Here is an 18,136-nt window from a genome sequence, read left to right as displayed (position 1 = left end):
CCACTGGATCGGCACCGCCGCCCGCTACTGCCACACCACCCATGACGTCCGGCCCTGCCTGCAAGGCCCCCGCTGCCCGGCTCACACGCCCTCAGCGCTCGCGGGGCGGCCAGAGCCGCCCTCTACGCCCCTGTGTCCGCCATCGACCGAAGGAAGGGACCTCATGCCCGATCCTGGCCTGTTGGCCGCTGCTCTTGCCCACGCCGCGCGCGGATGGCACGTCTTCCCGCTGCGCCCCGACGACAAGCGACCCGCCTTCCCCGACCACACCGCCGACACCTGCACCCAGCTCGACCCGCGCTGCCACGCCGCCGGCCAACACCTCGGCTGGGAACCCCGCGCCACGACCGACCCGAACCGCATCCGGCGCGCATGGTCGACGCGCCCCTACGGCGTCGGTATCGCGTGCGGCCCGTCCGCGCTGGCGGTGGTCGACCTGGACGTGCCGAAGCGCCCCGACGACACCCCGCCCGCCGAATGGGCCGGGGCGCGTAACGGCCTGGACGTACTCACCACCCTCGCCGCCCGCCACGGCGGCAGCATCGACACCACATACACCGTCACCACCGGCCGGGGCGGAAGTCACCTGTACTACCGCCACCCGACCGGCGGCCCCGAGTTGCGCAACACGACCGGCGAGCGGGGCGGGTTGGGGTGGAAGGTCGACACCCGCGCGCACGGCGGCTACGTCGTCGCCGCCGGCAGCACCGTCGCCGGCCGCCCGTACACGGTGGCGCTGGACTGCGAACCGGCGCCGCTGCCCGCATGGCTGGCCGGGCTACTCACCCCCGCCCCAAGACCGGCCTACCGACCCGCCCCGGTGGCACTGCCGGCCGACCGGCACGGCCCCTACGTGGCAGCGGCGATCCGCCGCCAGGTCGCCCACCTCACCGCCGCCCCGGACGGGCAGCGCAACCACGCCCTGTTCACCTCCGCCGTCGCCCTCGGCCAGCTGGCCGCCGGCGGGGCGCTCACCGACGACGATGTGACCGCCGTTTTGGAACCGGCTGCGTTGTCGATCGGCCTGCGGCCCGCCGAGGTCGCTCGCACGATCGCGTCCGGCCTGCGCACCGGGGCACGTAACCCGCGAAGTCTCGCCACCATCGGAAGGGCGGCGGCATGACCACCCGCCTACAGATCGGCTCCGGGCCGGAGACCATCCGCGTGCTCAAGGCCGCGCTCGTCGACGGGTTGCTACCCGACACGTACGTGTCGGCCGGGTCGCTGGTCCACATGGAGGCCGTCTCCGGTGGCCTGGCCACCGCCGCTGACGAAGATTCGCCGCTGCCGGTGTCGGCGAGCATGGTCAACCCCGCCGGCCTGGCCGGGCTGCTCGCGGAACACGCCTACGTGTACCGGCTCAAGACCCGCAAGAGCGACACCGGCGACCCGGAGATGTTTGAAGACGAGGTGACCCCGCCCCGCGACATCCTGTCGTCGGTGCTGGCCGGCAAGACGTGGCCGGGCGTGCCGCCGCTGCGCGGGATCATCGGTGCCCCGGTGCTGCGCCGTGACGGCACCCTGTTGCAGCGGCCCGGCTACGACCCGGCGACTGGCCTCTACCTCGCGTCCAAGGTGGCGCTGCCGCCCGTGCCGGATGAGCCCACCGCCGAGCAGGTGGAGGAGGCGCGTACGTTCCTGCTCGGCCGGTTCCTGCGTGACTTCCCGTGGGCGTCCGCTGCCGATCGAGCGAACTACGTGGCGCTGCTGGCCACGCCGATCCTGCGGCACTTCACCCGCAGCCTGACGCCGTTCGCGCTCATCGACGCCACCATGCCGTCATCCGGGAAGACGATCCTCACCGCCGGGCCGGGAATGCTCTACGGCCAGCGCGTCATGACCTGGGCCTACTCCGACGAAGAACTCCGCAAAAGCATCACCGCGGTTCTCGCCGAGCAGGTCGGCGTGGTCATCTGGGACAACCTCGCCGAAGGCACCGTCATCGACTCCGCCGTGCTCGCCCAACTCGTCACCTCCGGCGTGTGGTCCGACCGACAGCTAGGGGCGTCGCGCAACGTCGCCACCGTCAACGACCGGCTATGGATGGCCACCGGCAACAACTTGCAAGTCGGCGGGGACATGGCGTCCCGCACGGTGCGGGTGCACCTCGACCCGAACATGCCCCGCCCCGAGCTGCGCGACCAACGAGGGTTCGGCATCCCCCACCTCGACCAGTGGATCACCGACCCCGCCAACCAACTCACCGTCCTGTGGCACCTCCTGGTCCTCGTGCTCGACTGGACGCGGCGAGGTGCGCCACGGGTGACGGGGTTGTCGATGCGGCAGTTCACGCCGTGGGCGCAAGCCCTCGGCGGGTTCCTCGCGCACCACGGCATCGACGGGTTCCTCACCAACGCCGCCGACATCCGTGAAATCGATGAAGACGAAACGCGCTGGCGCGCATTCCTCACCTGCTGGCACGACCGCCACGGCAGCCGTGCAATGACCGCCGCCGAACTCCGCCAAGACGCCGAACCCATGCACCTCGGCAGCGACGTCAACGACCCGTGGGACGGGCAGTTCATCACCACCCACAACGGCCGGCTACCCAACCCGCTGCAACTCGGCCGGCTGCTCACCGGGCAGGCCGGACGCTGGCGCGGCGATCACGTCATCCGAGCCGGCAAGAACGACCGCGGCGACCGGTCCGTGTTCTGGGTCGAACGCCACCAGGGGTGAAACCCGCTGAACCATCTCCGCATCTCCGCAACGCCGCACCAACCCCGCTCCACCAGGGGAAACACTCTGCGGAGATCAAAACCTAGAGGATCATCGATCTCCGCATCTCCGCAACCGACTGCGGAGATGACGGCCTCTTGCGGAGATGACCCCTCAACGGAACTCCGCATCTCCGCAAGCATTCGCCCAGCTCACAGCCATGTTTGCGGAGATGCGGAGATGCGGAGATGGTTCAGCCCTCCCGCGCAGCAACACACCAACCACCCGCCGCCCGCCGACGTAGGGCGGCCCGCTGAGAGCCACACAGACACTCCGGCGCATCCCTTCACCCCCGCCCGCCGCAGATCTTGGCTTCATGGCGCTCTCAGGGGGCCGCCCAGCGCGTCCCTACAGCCTGACCTTCCCAACCCTTTCTCGATGGCACCTCTCGCCCGAAAGGCGCTCACCGTGCGACTCGTGACGCAGAACTTCCCGCCAGAAACGCCCACCTCACCGGAGGTAGAGAACGTCATGCGGCTCTCGCCGAAGCCGTTCATGTCCACCGAGGAGCTTGCCGGACTGCTCGACGTCGACCCGTCGACCATCCGGCGGTGGCGTACTGTCCCGCCCTTGCAGGGTCCGCCGTTCATTCAGATTTCCGACCGCGTGGTGAAGTACGCGACGGCCGACGTAGAGCGATGGCTCTCCGCTCGCCGGGTCTATCCGAAGGCGGCATGATGGCCCCTCCGCAGCAGGCACCTATCGGCGTGCACCTCGCCTCCGATGTGGAGTTCCGTCCAGGCCGAGATCGTCCCTACCGGGCGCGCGTCCGATGGGTCGACCCAACCACAAAGCGCCGGCTGTCCAAGTCGACGACGGTCGCCACCCCCGAAGAGGCCCAAGCATGGATCGACAGGATGGCCAGTGCAGCGCAAGGCGGCGTCGACCCAGTCGCCGCGACAAAGCGACTGGCCGAATACGGCGAGGGCGTGATGACGCTGGCGCTACGTGGCCTGGAGCGGAAGACGCTAGATCCATACCTCGCCGGCTGGCGGAAACGGGTGGTGCCCGCCCTCGGTCACATCCCCGTACGAATGATCACGAACGGTGCCGTTGACCGGGCCGTGCACGGCTGGATTGCCGACGAGTGCAGCCGTTCCACGGTCAAGAATAGTCTTGCCGTGCTGGTCCGGGTGATGGAGCAGGGCGTACGGGACGGCATCATCCCACGCAATCCCGCACAGGTAACCGGTTGGCAGCGCGAATACCGGCAAGCAGAAGACGAGTTGGACGACCCGCGCACGCTCGCCCTGCCCGACTGGGAATCGCTGACCACGCTCGCCGCCGCGCTGGTGGAACGATCCGCCAACGCCTTTCCCGGATGGGGAGACGTCGTCATCTTCGCCGCCTGCACAGCGGCCAGAATCGGCGAGGTTTCCGGCGTCCGCGCCGAGGACATCGACCGGAAATTGTGGATGTGGACGGTACGCCGACAAACCACGCCCAGCCCCGGCGGCCTGGTCGACAAGGGCACCAAGGGGAAGCGCGCACGCGTGGTTCCGCTGATCGAGGAAGTGCGACCGATCGTCGCTCGCCGCCTGGACTCGGTCGCCGAGCCGCACTCCCGACTGTTCACCGGGCCGCGTGGTGGACGGATCAGCACCGCCGTGCTGCGGGACGCGACGCACTGGGACGAGGTGGTGACAAAGCTGGGCTACGAACATCTACGCCGGCACGACCTGCGGCACACCGGGCTGACCTGGATGGCTGACGCCGGGGTACCGGTGCACGTTTTACGGAAGATCGCCGGGCATGGGTCGCTCACCACGACCCAGAGGTATCTTCACCCGGACCGACAGACCATCACGGATGCCGGCACCGCACTAAGTGCCCATCTAAAGGCTCGCCACTCGGGTTACTCTGGACTACTCGCGATCTAACAGCGGCGTCTCTATCGTGCTGGAGCGGGTCAAAGTTTCCCGCTCCAGCACAGCCATACAGGGAGCCCACGACAAGACATTAAAAGGCCGTCTCCGCAGCCAGTATCGCAAGCGAAGCTTATCGAAGTTCGTAGGCCCGAATCAGGTGCGGCCGTTCACTGAGGAGAGCCTCCAAGCTGGCATCGTTCCAGACTTCAATAACTGGGCGCCCATTCCGCGCGTTATGCCGTTCAATCCAAGTCACAGCATCTGCTGTGAATCTGCCACTCGTAGCGATGACAAGCACATCGAACGGCGGATCTTGCCAATGCCCCAAACTCACTACCGCCTGGTTTGCATCCACATCGCGCACCGAAGTTGAAAGCCAATGCTTACACTGGATTGCAACCCTCTGCGAACTGTGACCGCTCAATGGGTCTTTACGTAGACGCACTGCGCTTATATCGCGACCGTGGTCCGGAGCGTTGGTATGCATCAGCCAATCAACGTTCTCATACCCTTCCGTTTCAACCACCAATTGAAAGATGAGTCGTTCAAAGGTTGCCGAGTCGATCTTCCCCCAAGAAAGCTCAAGCCCTGCTCGCCTAGGAGGAAGATCGACCGGCGAATAGGACATCGGATCGTCGAGCCTTAACGCTCTTGAAAAGAGAATATGCGACAAGGTGGACAGCGGCAGACGCGAGTCTCTGTGATAAACACTCACTTGCCAGCCTTGAGCGTAGGCTCGGTCCACTTCCCCCGAGATCCTCGTCACCGCGCTATTAGCAGCCTGCTTTGCGGGGACCCTCTCCCTTGCGAGGTAGGCAGCACTTTCCTTTGCGGCTCGCCAAATGAAGTAAAATACCTGACCGATGGAGAACCATTTAAGAGCGCGACGAAATACATCGTCCGTCTTCTGCCCCGGCGTGAAATCCAAGCCATGACGTTCAAGCATATGGACTAGGTAAGCTTTGCACTCAGCAACAGCCACGTCGACCCAGAACCTAGAGAACTGACCAATCCACCGATCGGGCCAAGCTTCACGAGACACGACTTCAGCGAAACTCTTTAGATATTTCTCGGCCCGGTCCTCAAGAGGACCACTACCCGGCAGGTAGTAAGAAACAAGTGCGGGATAGTGGGAGTCGCCTAGGGTGCCATCATCGTTCCAAACGAAGGCATCGCGCGATGAGGAAGGATGCAGCCGCAACAGCCCCGAATCGGTCAATGAACTAAGCAGGCTGAAGTCATAGTCGAAAGTTGGGGTCAAACGATCGGTACGCTTGGCTACTGGAATGGTGATCCCGCGCGAGGTTTCTTCAGCGTCTTCGAGAATCGCTGCCAGAGCAAATGCCACTGGCATATCAAGGTTCTCGGCACGAGGTGCCAACTCGCCCTCCACGACAGGAAAGCGTTCGAGGATGATCGCAGCAAAGGCAGCCTCCTCGCGCTGCCGCTGCTCTTCCCGCCTTCGCTGCTTCTCTTCGCTGCAACTCCGGCACGGAAGATTCGCGTTCCTGGCGCCTGTCGTCCACTGCGCCCGTGACCTGTAGACGAAGCCCTTACCACAGTGGTTGCAGCGACGTTCCAATGACACTGCATAGCATGCCTCGGAGACGATCTTGCTTATCTTGAAGGGTTCGTTAAATCGTTCAGCTAGGGCTTTGACGGTGTATAGGAACGCACCGTCCTCCCCCGTGGCCCAGTACATCGAGCAGAGTTCGGCAAGGTGTTCATGCTCTGAATGGAGCTTGACCTCGAACCCTGACACAAGCCCTCCTGACCCCGGAGCGACGCTCGATCAGGGGCATGGCGACCACTTTGGGTCCCCAAGTGGTCCCCAGCCACCAGAAGCAGGGCATCTCCGCTTCAGCGGAGATGCCACTGACCTGCTACTTCACACCGTCGGGACGGCCGGATTCGAACCGACGACCCCTTGACCCCCAGGACGCTTCGGTAAGCGTTCCCGCACGTCACACACGCTATCCCCAAGATCAGGCCGTGCAGCCGAAGGCATACCGACCACCACCGCGCACGACGTGTGGTCCCCACCTGGTCCCCGGATCCGGACGGGCATCCAGCCACATTCACGGCGCTCGCCAGCCGGGCAACTCGCCGTACTATGCACGGATGCCTGCGAGTCAAGCCAGTCGCCAGAAGCAAGGTGCCATCGAAGGAGCGCCTTGCCCCATCAAGGACGCGCATCGCCGCCTAATGGACTGCCATGTGCATTGGCACATGACCGCAGAGAAATACATGGATCCAGAAGGCTTCCGCCTAAACCTGAATTCCCTGATCCAGAATTTGCGAAACGTCACCTGGCTGCTACAGAAGCAGAAGAGCAATCTTCCGGACTTTCAAGAATGGTACGGCGCATGGCAAGACTCAGTCAAGGCAGACCCCGCGATGGGTTGGGTTGTTAAAGCCCGAAACCGAATCGTCAAGGAAGCCGATCTCGAAATTCACAGTGAAGCGCGAGTAAGAATTTCATACGACTGGACCCACGAGTACGAAAAGACCTTCCGTTTCCCACCACGCTTCACCACCAGACAGATCCTGCGGACAATCCTGACCCAAAATGCATTGCGACCCGAGGGCACTATCTCCATAGATCGCCGCTGGGTCGATCGCATGCTGCCCGATTGGGAACTGCTGGATGCCACGTCCCGCGCATACAGCCGTATCGCCCACGTGATTGGCACCGCCCACAGCAAGGCGGGCGTGGACACCTGCAACCTCCCGACACGTGAACCAAGCTGCGTGGATTCGCACACAGGGACGCGAGCTATTTGCATGGATCCAGTTGACCAGAATCGCGCACTGCATGTCGACCTGAAGTCGGGATATGAGATTGCCGAGATACGGGTACCCATAGGCATAACCACCGAGGAACAGGTTAGAGGAGCTGTCGAGAAATACGGGATGGATTTTGACCCTGGATCGGGGGACGCCATAGCGCGCGTTCCGAATCTCCTAAAGACTGCAAAAATGGTTCTGAGCGTTGATGAATCCCACCACACATTCGCTTATCTTCTGATTGACGATCGAGTGGTCGCTCAACTGCCGATGCAATTTCCGAATCAGGAAACCAAGCGGCTAGCCCTACAGCGACTCGCCGACGAAGTTCGCAGAGAAAGCGCTAACGGCCTAATTCTCGTCGGGGAACAATGGGTGGCATTCGTACACCCCGATGAAGACTTCAACGCACCAGGGTTCAAACCCGCAAGAGACCGGCCGGATCGCGAGGAAGCCATCACCGTGACAGCGATGACAAAAGATGGTCGCCTCCTACAGGCATTTTCTATCTTCAAGGACCGGGGAGGAAAGCGAACTTTTGACGAAGACAACTTCACTGACCTTGGCGGGGCGATCCCTAATTTCCTGCTGCCCGTTGCGCGCGTCTGGGAGATAGGTCCATTTAAGTCTGACGCCTAATCCCTCACCCGTCCTTGGCGTTTCCTACCGGCTGATGAGTGCAGTGGGAATGTCGGCGGTCCCGATCACCTGGCGCGGACCGATGAACCGCCGTGCGACCAGTAGTCCCGCCTCGTGCGCCTGAATGCCCGCATGGCTTGCCGAGGCATCCGCGAGCAGCCAAGGCGTGAGGTCGTGCTCAAATGCGTCCACCGCACCCTTCAAGACGCAGCTTTCGGTAGCGATCCCACAGAAGTAGAACTCTTCCCATCCGCGCTGCTTGAACAGCGCCACACCCTCCGAGGTGAATGGACTATAGATCCTTTTGTCAAGCGTTACGCCCTGATCTACGTACGGGCGCAACTCGGGCACGAAATCGATGTCAGGGGAAGACTGAAGCCGTTGCCAACCAAAGAAGCGCTCGAACGGACTTCCTGGATAGTTCAGGTACCGGGTGAATAGCGTGTCGCCGCCAACTGCCTGCCAACGGCGCACCAGGTCGACAACGACAGGAACGACGTGTGCTGATTGCTCACGCACAAAACCGTTTTGCATGTCGGTCACGACAAGTACAGGGCGACCCGATGTCATTGGATTAACCTCGATCCGTCTCACGGAGGGTTTCGATGGCTTGGTCTAGGGCTGGCATGAGATCGCACGTCCGCAGGATCGCCCGACGCATCGCCTGATGCTGTCCGGGCTCACGCAGGCGGGAAATAGTGAGGCGAGAGCGCACCCCCCGAAGGTAGCGCCAACCATACTCGGACGGCACCTGCGGGTCTTGCCCCTGCTCGACCTGACGGGCGATCGCGTCGCTATACGCCCACATGGATTGGATCGCTAGCTCGCAGGAGATTACCTCAGCCTCCGTCAAGGAACGCTCGGCAGCGATCGGATGGTAGACGACTCCGGACCATGAGGCGTAGCCCACCGAGATGCCCTGCAAGCCGAACGACTCGATGCCCACGTGATCGTACGCCTCGGATAGCAACGACTGCTCGATCAGTTCGGCGTGCGCCAGGTGTTCGTCATCCATAGGGCGGTCACGGTGTAGCAACACCTTCGGCGTCGACATGATGCGTAGCGCAGTTCCCAGCAACTCTGCCGGCCAGGCTGGCTCAACGACCCAGTGAGCACCGAGCACATACACCGCAGACTCATCTTCGACCGGCGCAATGGGCGCGAGGTAGTCGATAGCCCAATTGATGTTGTCGCCGTACGACGCTACCCGCCACGCGGCCAGCGCCGCAATCGTGGACAGCTGCACAGGCTCGACAAGGTGGAAGACCACCGACCCGCAGGGCCAGACGTACAGGGTGCAGTCACCTTCCGGGTGCTCGACGGGTACCGAGTAGCAGGTATGCCACTCCCCCACCGCTGGCGCGCAGCCTGCGACCTCCCGCAGGCGGGCAGCGCCGTCGGCGCCGACAAACGCCGTCACGAACTTGTGAGATCGCGCCGAGAAGTGCGGCCGGTCCTCAGCGCCACTGGTTAGCTCACCGAATAGGTCGTGGGGCTTCGCTCCGTACGCCAGGCAGTAGAGCTGCCGGTAAATCGGGTCGGTGACCGCGACGCGGCCGGTCTCGTGGCGGTACATCGCTTTCTCGATGGCCTCGACCGTGGGCGTCTCTCGGATGCCGCGCTGTTGGCCAATGCGGTGCAGCTCTCGCGCCGCTCGCTTGCGTGACTCCCAGCCGGCCGCCTTACGGCGGTTGACCAGCACAAGGTTCGGCTTGTACTGCCGAGGGACCTCAGTGGACATACCCCATGTCCTTACGTGTCCGTGCGTAGGAGATGCCCGAAACGATGCCGGCCAGGCAGTCTCATTGCCAGGCGAGCAAGGTGCCGCCGCAGACGGGAGCCGAGGACGGGAGGCACCAGATGATCCGACCTAGCCGATGGTGCCTCTACGTGGCCTCTCGGCCTGCCACTTTCGGATGGTCTCGGGCTGCCAGGCTGGGGACCGGCCGAACATCCGATCAGGTGCGGGCGCCTGCCCCCGTGAGACGTAAGAAGCCCAGGTTGCACGACTGATCGGGGCACCTACCGAAGCGAGGTAGGTGCGTACGTGGTCCGTCGTCCACCAGTCGGCGGGCAGGTCAGCGTCAGTCATCAGTACAAGCCTACGCGGTATGAGTGCTTGCCCGAATACAACGTGACGCTGTAGCGTCACGAATACAACGTCAGGTTGTACCGGCCGGATGGCTCGGGGGACGACGGCACACGTTGCCGCACGCCCATGAGACGCCGGATCAGGCCGTTCATTGACAACTCCACAGCGACAGGAATGAGCACGCGTGAGGCCGCCGAGCGGCACTCCCTGCCTTGAACCACCTGGTGGTCGACCCCGGTATGTCCCGGGCGAGCGGGGCGAGCGAAGCGGTTAGCGCGTGCTGCACAACCTCGGTTTCCGGGCTGGTAGCACGTCTGCTACTCGGTCGCGGCACCGGCTCGGTTCCGAGGGTTCCCCCCGCCGTTTTGACCTGTACCGGAGGTTCCTGTGCGAACGCACCTCGCTCCCGTGACCGCCGAGCCGACCGCTGCCGACTTGGCCGCGATCGACACGGAGTGGCCGTTGATCGCGGCCGAACTGGACGTGCTCGACGCCGAAATCACGATGCTGTACGCCGAGGACCACGGCGGCCCGACCGCGTTGGACTGGCGGCGGCTGCGCCGGGCCGAGGCCCGCGTTACCCGCGCCGCCGCCGAGCTGGCCGCCGGCACCCTCGCCGGCCCGCACCGCGCGGCCTGATGTCGCGCATCCGCGCCGCCTTTTACGACCCGGAGGGCACGCGGTACGGCATCCCCACCTACTGGTGGCGCGGCGCACCGCCCGGCTACGCCACCCGCCGCCAACTACGCGCCGCCGGCCTACGGCCCGGTGGTCAGCCGATCGCCGCCCAGGTGCTCTGGCGCGGTGTTGGCGGTACCCGCGCCGCGTACCTGTACCGGGTCGACCTGGCCCGTCCGAAGCGCACCGCCACCCCCGCCCAGCTGCGGGCGGTCCGCGCCGCGCTGACCGCCCGCCGCACCTGCCGCATCTGCCGTCAGGTGCGGCCGTACTACATCCCGCGCTCGCTCGGCGAGTGCCTTGAATGCGCCCACCCGATGGAGGCCGCCGCATGACTTGCCGCACCTACACCCACCCGAGCGTTCTGGACGGCATCGCCGCCGGGGCGCCGTGGGCCGACCCGACCATGGACCCCACCGCCATCGACTGGTCCGCCCGCCGGGCCACGGCCGCACTTCCGTTCCCGCTGGTCGACGGGAGGCCGGTCAACCCGTACGCGCCGACGGGGATCCGCTACGGCCGCAACCAGCTTGGTCACTGGGGCGAGCAGGTCTGCGCCGACGCCCTGGTGTCGCTCTGGGACGAGAACCGGCACCGCTGGATCGTGATGGTGGAGCGCGGTGACGGCCACGGCTGGGCGTTGCCCGGCGGCTACGTCGACCCCGGCGAGACGCCGGCCGATGCCGCCGTGCGGGAGCTGGCCGAGGAAACCGGCCTGATCCTTCCCGATGCCCGCTGGGAGCTGTCGGCGCCGCGCTACGTGCCCGACCCCCGCGCCTCGGATGAGGCATGGATGGTCACCGTCCTTGCCCGCACCTGGATCGGCCACCACCGCCGCGGCGACTTCCCGCCGGTGACCGGCGCGGACGACGCCCGGCGGGCGTTGTGGCTGCCCGCCGACGACTACGACGTGCTCGCCGACTACCTCGCCGACGCCTACGACGGTCAGGTGTTCCCCGCCCACCGTGGCCTGCTCGCCGCCGAGTTGGACGAGGTGACCCGGTGACGGCACTGGAGCCGCAGCGGACCCGCAAGCCGGTGTCCGGCAGCGGCGACGTGTTCAAGTCCGCCGGCTCCGGTGGCTTCACCGGCTCCGCGAAGGCGGGCCGCACATGGGGCGTCAGCGAGCACCGGCCCCACCCGACCCCCCGACCCGCTACCCGAAAGGACACCACCCGATGACCGCCCCCACGATCAACGGCACCCGCTACCCGCAGCCGGTAGACGCCCTCCTGCCGGCCGCCCGCGCCCTGGACCTGCCCGACGGACAGCAGTTCCCGTCGCGTAACCGGCTGATGCGGGAGTTCCACATCGGTGCGCCGAAGGCTGATGACCTGCTCGCCCGCCTCAAGGCCGAGCACGCCCAGCGCACCCGCACCGAGCAGATCCGTACGGCGATGATCGTCCGGGGTGCTCTGCTGCCCCTCACCGACGCCCCGGCCGACCTCGGCGAGCCGGCTGCGGTGCCGCTGGACTACGCCGAGCCGATCGGCCCGCACCCGGCACCCGCCCCGGTCGCACCCGAGCACACCCCACCGGCCGACCCGACCCCGGGCACCCCGACGAAGATCACGCCCGCCGAGCAGGTCGAGCAGGTCACGGTGGTCGGTCACCCGGACACGCCCACCCCGTCCGCGCCGGTCCGACCGGCGGTGGTGTGGCCGGTGATCCTGCTGGCGCTGCCCGCGTTCGTGGCGATCTGGTCCGGGTGGGTCGGACTCGGCGGACTCACCGGGTTCGGCGTGGTGCACCCGCTGCCCGGCATCGCGGACGGGTTCAGCCTGAACACCGCGATCACCCTGCCGATCGGTGTCGAGACCTACGGCGCGTATGCCCTCTACGTGTGGCTGTCCGGTCGGGTGCCGGACGCGGCGCGACGGTTCGCCAAGTGGTCCGCGCTCGGCTCCCTCGCCGTCGGCGCGCTTGGCCAGGTCGCCTACCACCTGCTCGTCGCGGCCGGCATCGAATCGGCCCCGTGGTGGATCACCACCGCCGTCGCGTGCCTCCCGGTCGCGGTGCTCGGCATGGGAGCCGCCCTCGCCCACCTCGTCCGCACCCACGACTAGCTATGCCCGGCGGCGCGGCCCATGGCCTCAGAAACCGCGCCGCGCCGCCGGCCCTCACCCCTCAGCCAAAGACCTCAGGAGAGACCACCCATGTTCGCAGACCCCACCGGCCGTCACGCTGCCGCCTTCGCTGCTGTGTTCGTCGCCCTCTACGTCGCCCACCAGGTTGCCGATCACTGGGTACAGACACAGCACCAGGCCGACTGCAAGGGCCAGCCTGGCTGGCCGGGCCGTATCGCCTGCGCCGCCCACGTCGCCACCTACACCCTCACCGCCGTACTGGCCCTCGTCTTCCTGGTGGCCGGTACCGGCCTGCGGCTCGACCCGTCCGGCGTGGCGGTCGGGCTGACCATCTCCGCCGTCTCCCACTACGTCGCCGACCGGCGCACCCCGCTCCAGCGCATCGCCGCCGCTCTCGGCTCGGCCCGCTTCTACGCCCTCGGCGCACCTCGGCCCGGCCGCGACGACAACCCGAGCTTGGGCACCGGCGCCTACGCCCTCGACCAGTCATGGCATATCGGCTGGCTGTTCATCGCCGCCCTGTTCTGCGCCGCCTAACCCGACCCCTCAGCGAAGGAGAAAGCCCTGATGGCAAGCATCTCGATCGGCTCCAGCGGCGGGCGCATCACCACCGGCACCTCGCAGTTGTGGTGCCCGGCCTGCGGCAACGAAAGCAACTGGCGCGACATCACCGCCGACAGCCAGCGCACGCACGCGACCTGCGGCGACTGCGGCAACCGCATCTCCGTCAAGAGCTGACCGCTCCCGTCGTCACCGGCTCATCACCCGGTGACGCGCGGAAGCCGCCAGACCCCCTGGACGGCCCAACCGAAGGAGCACCCCCGCTATGGGCAAGCGCACCAACGTCGCCTCCGGCACCGACCGCGTCGCCGTGCAGGCCGGTGAGGTCACCGGCCGCCGCGACACCAGCAAGACCCCCAAGGACACCGACACCAAGCCGGGCCGGACCGAGAACACCGTCACCGGTAACGCCCGCGTCGGCATTCAGGCCGACACCGTGACCGGCCCCATCCGCATCCGCTTCTGACCCGGCCCGGCGGCGCGGCCCCTGGCGACCAACCTGCGCCGCGCCGCCGGCCCTCAACCCCCGACCCTGACGGATCAGATGGAGGAACCCCCATCATGACGTCCCCCCACGATGACGACCGATTCGACTGGCAGGCTGCCGAAGCCGACATCACCGGCCCGGATGCGGAGGTGGTCGACCTGGACGCCGCCCGCGCCGCCCGCACCACCGACCCCGACGACGACGGCGGGCCGGCGCTGGTCGACTCGCCTGACGCGCAGAAGTCCCCGCGGTTCACCCTCTCCGGTGTGCGCGCCGGGCAGCGGCGCCCGATCCTGCCCGCGTGGCTGCGGTCGCGCGCCGAGCTGCGCGACGTGATGCGGTGGGCGGTGGGGCACCTGCTGCACACCAGCGCCTACCACGCCACCCGCCTACCCAAGTACGGCGGCAAGCTGCTGCTACGCGCCCCCGCCGGTGCCGCCCGGATCGCCTCGGGTGCGACCCGGTGGCTGTTCGATTGGGAAGGCGAGCAGTTGCGGCAGTCGACCTCCCAGACCCGCGACGGCGAGCTGTACCTGAAGCTGTCGCGTCAGCGTGACCGGCGGGTGCGGTGGCGCGGCATCGTCGCCACCTTCACCCTCGCCGTCACCCTCGCCGGTGGTGTCGCGGTGGCGTTCGCGCCGCCGTGGTCCCGCTGGGCGGTGCTCGCGATGCTGGTGACGTTGTGTGGGATGTTCGGGCAGCCGGCCGACAAGCCGCTACTCGACACCGCCGTGGTCATCCCCCGCGTCGCCCGGCTCACCTCCGATGTGGTGGTGCGCGCCCTGGCCGTGCTCGGTATTTCCGGCATCACTCAGGCCATCGCCAAGCAGGGACAGCGCGCTATCGCGTTCACCGCGCCGATCGTGCGCGACGGGCCGGGGTGGCGGGCCGACATCGACCTGCCGCCCGGTGTGACGGCCGGGGACGTGATCGAGCGCCGGGACCGGCTCGCCGCCGGCCTCACCCGCCCTCTCGGCTGTGTGTGGCCGGAGGGACAGCCGGAGGTGCACCCGGGCCGGCTGCTGCTGTGGGTGGGCGATCAGGACATGGCCGCCACCCCGCCGAAGCCGTGGCCGCTGCTCAAGGCCACGGGCGGGTTCGACCTGGGCCGTCCGGTGCCGTTCGGCACCGACCCACGCGGCCGGGTCATCTCCTTCGAACTGCCGTACACGAACCTGCTCATCGGGTCGATTCCCGGCTACGGCAAGACCGCTGCCACGCAGGTGCCGATGCTCGCCGCCGCCCTCGACCCGTACGCGGAACTGTGGTGCTTCGACTTCAAGGGCACCGGCGGCCTCGACCCCCTGGAGAAGGTGTCCGCCCGGTACGCGTCGGGGCAGGACGACGACACCGCCGAGGAAGGGCTGTTGGCGTTGCGGGAGCTGCGCAAGGAGTGCCAGCGCCGCGCCGCCGTCATCAAGGGACTCCCGAAAGCGGTGTGCCCGGACAACAAGGTCACCCCCGAACTTGCCCGCCGCAAGAAGTTGGGCCTTCACTGGCTGGTCGTCGCCCTCGATGAGGTGCAGGAACTCTTCTCGCACCCGGAGTTCGGCAAGGAAGCCGGCGAACTGGCCGAGAAAATCATCAAGCTCGGTCGCGCCCTGGGCGTCATCCTCGTCGTCGCCACCCAACGGCCCGACGCCAAGAGCCTGCCCACCGGCGTCTCGGCGAACGCCGGTACGCGGTTCTGCCTGCGGGTCATGGGCCAGATCGAAAACGACATGATCCTGGGCACCTCGGCCTACAAGAACGGCATCCGGGCGACCATGTTCGCCAAGAAGGACAAGGGCGTCGGCTACCTCGTCGGCGCCGCCGACGACGCGCAGATCGTTCGCACCTTCTACGTCGACGGCCCCACCGCCGAGAAGATCACCGACCGGGCACGCGCCCTACGCGAAGCCGCCGGCACCCTTACCGGCCACGCCATCGGACAGACCCCGGCCACCCCGGCGGCACGCCGAGACACCCTGCTCGACGACATCCTCACCGTCGTCCCCGCGACCGAGCCGAAGGTATGGGCCGAGACGCTCACCGAGCGGCTCGCCGACCTCAACCGTGAGGCGTACGGGGAGCTGACCCGCGATCAGCTCACGGCAGCACTCAAGCCCTACGGCATCACCACCGGGCAGGTATGGGGCACCGACCCGGCCACCGGCAAGGGCGCCAACCGGCGCGGCATCGAACGGACCCACATCGCCGATGCGGTCGCGGAGCGTAATAAGCGGCGCGGCGACAAAGCCGCCTAACCCGGACAGCGTGCGGTCGCTAGGTCTAGCGGCACCCCCCGCTAGACCTAGCACCCCCGCTAGCAACCAATCCCAACCCTGGCCAGCGCCCTAGTTCCTAGCGGCGTCAGCCTTCCACACCCTCGAAACGGCCTGTGGAGGCATCCTGTGACCACCATCCTGCCGCTCGCTAGCCTCGCCGCCCTCGGTTACGCAACGTGGTATCTGATCCTGTGCGCGGCGTCGCCGTGGGGACGCTGCCGCCGCTGCCGTGGTGCGCGTTTTCACCGCACGAGCATCGGCACCCGTCGCGACTGCACCCGCTGCGACGGCACCGGCATCCGCGTACGCGCCGGCCGTCGGCTGCTCGACTACATCCGCGCCGAGTACCGCGACGGCCACCCGTGAACCGCCGCGCCGGGCACACCGACTGGTGCGGCAGGGACCACCGCTGCAACCTCGGCGAGCACCGCTCCGACGAAATCGTGGTCGACGTCGCCGGCCACGCCCGCGCCGTCCTCGTCAGGGTGCGTACCGCCACCGGCCGGGAGCACGCCGAGGTACGCGTCAGGGTCGCCCTCGCCCCCGGCGAACTGGCCGCCCGCCGCCAGTTGGTCGGGCTACTCGGTGACCTGCGCCAGGCCGTGACCCGGGCGGCCATTGCGGCCCGGCCTCGACCCGGGCGGGCCGGGCAGTGACCGGCGGGCGGTGCCGCCACTGGATCGGCACCGCCGCCCGCTACTGCCACACCACCCATGACGTCCGGCCCTGCCTGCAAGGCCCCCGCTGCCCGGCTCACACGCCCTCAGCGCTCGCGGGGCGGCCAGAGCCGCCCTCTACGCCCCTGTGTCCGCCATCGACCGAAGGAAGGGACCTCATGCCCGATCCTGGCCTGTTGGCCGCTGCTCTTGCCCACGCCGCGCGCGGATGGCACGTCTTCCCGCTGCGCCCCGACGACAAGCGACCCGCCTTCCCCGACCACACCGCCGACACCTGCACCCAGCTCGACCCGCGCTGCCACGCCGCCGGCCAACACCTCGGCTGGGAACCCCGCGCCACGACCGACCCGAACCGCATCCGGCGCGCATGGTCGACGCGCCCCTACGGCGTCGGTATCGCGTGCGGCCCGTCCGCGCTGGCGGTGGTCGACCTGGACGTGCCGAAGCGCCCCGACGACACCCCGCCCGCCGAATGGGCCGGGGCGCGTAACGGCCTGGACGTACTCACCACCCTCGCCGCCCGCCACGGCGGCAGCATCGACACCACATACACCGTCACCACCGGCCGGGGCGGAAGTCACCTGTACTACCGCCACCCGACCGGCGGCCCCGAGTTGCGCAACACGACCGGCGAGCGGGGCGGGTTGGGGTGGAAGGTCGACACCCGCGCGCACGGCGGCTACGTCGTCGCCGCCGGCAGCACCGTCGCCGGCCGCCCGTACACGGTGGCGCTGGACTGCGAACCGGCGCCGCTGCCCGCATGGCTGGCCGGGCTACTCACCCCCGCCCCAAGACCGGCCTACCGACCCGCCCCGGTGGCACTGCCGGCCGACCGGCACGGCCCCTACGTGGCAGCGGCGATCCGCCGCCAGGTCGCCCACCTCACCGCCGCCCCGGACGGGCAGCGCAACCACGCCCTGTTCACCTCCGCCGTCGCCCTCGGCCAGCTGGCCGCCGGCGGGGCGCTCACCGACGACGATGTGACCGCCGTTTTGGAACCGGCTGCGTTGTCGATCGGCCTGCGGCCCGCCGAGGTCGCTCGCACGATCGCGTCCGGCCTGCGCACCGGGGCACGTAACCCGCGAAGTCTCGCCACCATCGGAAGGGCGGCGGCATGACCACCCGCCTACAGATCGGCTCCGGGCCGGAGACCATCCGCGTGCTCAAGGCCGCGCTCGTCGACGGGTTGCTACCCGACACGTACGTGTCGGCCGGGTCGCTGGTCCACATGGAGGCCGTCTCCGGTGGCCTGGCCACCGCCGCTGACGAAGATTC

General features: G+C 67.6%; 20 protein-coding genes. 17 read left to right on the top strand and 3 right to left on the bottom strand.

Annotation, left to right across the window (positions count from 1 at the left end):
* Nucleotides 1-163: 163 nt before the first annotated feature.
* The 4 genes from ACN27A_RS00100 to ACN27A_RS00085 all read left to right on the top strand — a co-directional run bounded on the left by ACN27A_RS00100 (nt 164) and on the right by ACN27A_RS00085 (nt 4,598).
* Nucleotides 164-1,123, top strand: coding sequence for a bifunctional DNA primase/polymerase (locus ACN27A_RS00100; protein ID WP_421448726.1), 960 nt, complete (start codon nt 164-166; stop codon nt 1,121-1,123).
* Nucleotides 1,120-2,679, top strand: a complete 1,560-nt coding sequence (locus tag ACN27A_RS00095) for a hypothetical protein (RefSeq protein WP_421448753.1) — start codon at nt 1,120-1,122, stop codon at nt 2,677-2,679. Before ACN27A_RS00100 ends, ACN27A_RS00095 begins: the two co-directional genes overlap by 4 nt.
* Nucleotides 2,680-3,189: 510 nt before the next feature.
* The gene (locus ACN27A_RS00090) at nt 3,190-3,396 is read left to right on the top strand and encodes a helix-turn-helix transcriptional regulator (protein WP_350928780.1); all 207 of its coding nucleotides are present in this window, start codon (nt 3,190-3,192) and stop codon (nt 3,394-3,396) included.
* The gene (locus ACN27A_RS00085) at nt 3,396-4,598 is read left to right on the top strand and encodes a tyrosine-type recombinase/integrase (protein ID WP_421448751.1); all 1,203 of its coding nucleotides are present in this window, start codon (nt 3,396-3,398) and stop codon (nt 4,596-4,598) included. The genes ACN27A_RS00090 and ACN27A_RS00085 overlap by 1 nt, the downstream gene beginning before the upstream one ends.
* Nucleotides 4,599-4,716: 118 nt before the next feature.
* Here ACN27A_RS00085 and ACN27A_RS00080 read toward each other — a convergent pair whose 3' ends face one another.
* The gene (locus tag ACN27A_RS00080) at nt 4,717-6,348 is read right to left on the bottom strand and encodes a restriction endonuclease (protein WP_421448748.1); all 1,632 of its coding nucleotides are present in this window, start codon (nt 6,346-6,348) and stop codon (nt 4,717-4,719) included.
* Nucleotides 6,349-6,707: 359 nt separating this feature from the next.
* Between ACN27A_RS00080 and ACN27A_RS00075 the strand changes: the two genes are divergently transcribed.
* The gene (locus ACN27A_RS00075; RefSeq protein WP_421448746.1) at nt 6,708-8,012 is read left to right on the top strand and encodes a hypothetical protein; all 1,305 of its coding nucleotides are present in this window, start codon (nt 6,708-6,710) and stop codon (nt 8,010-8,012) included.
* Nucleotides 8,013-8,036: 24 nt separating this feature from the next.
* Here ACN27A_RS00075 and ACN27A_RS00070 read toward each other — a convergent pair whose 3' ends face one another.
* Nucleotides 8,037-8,582 (bottom strand): cysteine hydrolase, encoded by a 546-nt coding sequence (locus ACN27A_RS00070; RefSeq protein WP_421448744.1) that lies wholly within the window; start codon nt 8,580-8,582, stop codon nt 8,037-8,039.
* A gap of 4 nt (nt 8,583-8,586) precedes the next feature.
* Nucleotides 8,587-9,753, bottom strand: a complete 1,167-nt coding sequence (locus tag ACN27A_RS00065; RefSeq protein ID WP_421448742.1) for a hypothetical protein — start codon at nt 9,751-9,753, stop codon at nt 8,587-8,589.
* Nucleotides 9,754-10,491: 738 nt separating this feature from the next.
* Here ACN27A_RS00065 and ACN27A_RS00060 point away from each other — a divergent pair.
* The 12 genes from ACN27A_RS00060 (at nt 10,492) to ACN27A_RS00005 (ending at nt 17,979) form a co-directional block, all read left to right on the top strand.
* On the top strand, nt 10,492-10,743 hold the full coding sequence (locus ACN27A_RS00060; protein WP_421448741.1) for a DUF6284 family protein: 252 nt from the start codon (nt 10,492-10,494) through the stop codon (nt 10,741-10,743).
* Nucleotides 10,743-11,117: an RRQRL motif-containing zinc-binding protein gene (locus ACN27A_RS00055; RefSeq protein ID WP_421448738.1), complete on the top strand. Its 375-nt coding sequence runs from the start codon at nt 10,743-10,745 to the stop codon at nt 11,115-11,117. Before ACN27A_RS00060 ends, ACN27A_RS00055 begins: the two co-directional genes overlap by 1 nt.
* Complete coding sequence (locus ACN27A_RS00050) at nt 11,114-11,788, top strand: NUDIX domain-containing protein (RefSeq protein WP_421448737.1); 675 nt, start codon at nt 11,114-11,116, stop codon at nt 11,786-11,788. Before ACN27A_RS00055 ends, ACN27A_RS00050 begins: the two co-directional genes overlap by 4 nt.
* Entirely contained in the window at nt 11,785-11,964 is a 180-nt protein-coding gene (locus ACN27A_RS00045; protein ID WP_421448736.1) for a hypothetical protein, read from the top strand. The genes ACN27A_RS00050 and ACN27A_RS00045 overlap by 4 nt, the downstream gene beginning before the upstream one ends.
* A complete protein-coding gene (locus ACN27A_RS00040; RefSeq protein ID WP_421448735.1) occupies nt 11,961-12,848 on the top strand; it encodes an ABC transporter permease in 888 nt (295 codons plus the stop codon). The genes ACN27A_RS00045 and ACN27A_RS00040 overlap by 4 nt, the downstream gene beginning before the upstream one ends.
* A gap of 90 nt (nt 12,849-12,938) precedes the next feature.
* Nucleotides 12,939-13,406 (top strand): DUF3307 domain-containing protein, encoded by a 468-nt coding sequence (locus tag ACN27A_RS00035; RefSeq protein WP_421448734.1) that lies wholly within the window; start codon nt 12,939-12,941, stop codon nt 13,404-13,406.
* A gap of 30 nt (nt 13,407-13,436) precedes the next feature.
* Nucleotides 13,437-13,607 carry a hypothetical protein gene (locus tag ACN27A_RS00030; RefSeq protein WP_357084521.1) on the top strand — a complete coding sequence of 57 codons (171 nt, stop codon included), beginning with the start codon at nt 13,437-13,439 and terminating at the stop codon, nt 13,605-13,607.
* Between the two features lie 88 nt (nt 13,608-13,695).
* Entirely contained in the window at nt 13,696-13,896 is a 201-nt protein-coding gene (locus tag ACN27A_RS00025) for a hypothetical protein (RefSeq protein WP_421448731.1), read from the top strand.
* A 95-nt stretch (nt 13,897-13,991) separates the two neighbouring features.
* Nucleotides 13,992-16,163 carry a cell division protein FtsK gene (locus ACN27A_RS00020; protein WP_421448730.1) on the top strand — a complete coding sequence of 724 codons (2,172 nt, stop codon included), beginning with the start codon at nt 13,992-13,994 and terminating at the stop codon, nt 16,161-16,163.
* Between the two features lie 147 nt (nt 16,164-16,310).
* Nucleotides 16,311-16,550 (top strand): hypothetical protein, encoded by a 240-nt coding sequence (locus ACN27A_RS00015; RefSeq protein ID WP_421448728.1) that lies wholly within the window; start codon nt 16,311-16,313, stop codon nt 16,548-16,550.
* On the top strand, nt 16,547-16,840 hold the full coding sequence (locus tag ACN27A_RS00010; protein ID WP_421448727.1) for a hypothetical protein: 294 nt from the start codon (nt 16,547-16,549) through the stop codon (nt 16,838-16,840). Before ACN27A_RS00015 ends, ACN27A_RS00010 begins: the two co-directional genes overlap by 4 nt.
* Nucleotides 16,841-17,019: 179 nt before the next feature.
* On the top strand, nt 17,020-17,979 hold the full coding sequence (locus ACN27A_RS00005; protein ID WP_421448726.1) for a bifunctional DNA primase/polymerase: 960 nt from the start codon (nt 17,020-17,022) through the stop codon (nt 17,977-17,979).
* The last annotated feature ends 157 nt before the right edge of the window (nt 17,980-18,136 follow it).

This window comes from Micromonospora sp. WMMD737, from assembly GCF_049179055.1.
In the GTDB taxonomy this organism is placed as follows: Bacteria; Actinomycetota; Actinomycetes; order Mycobacteriales; family Micromonosporaceae; genus Micromonospora; species Micromonospora reichwaldensis.
This window is presented reverse-complemented; position numbering and strand designations above follow the sequence as displayed.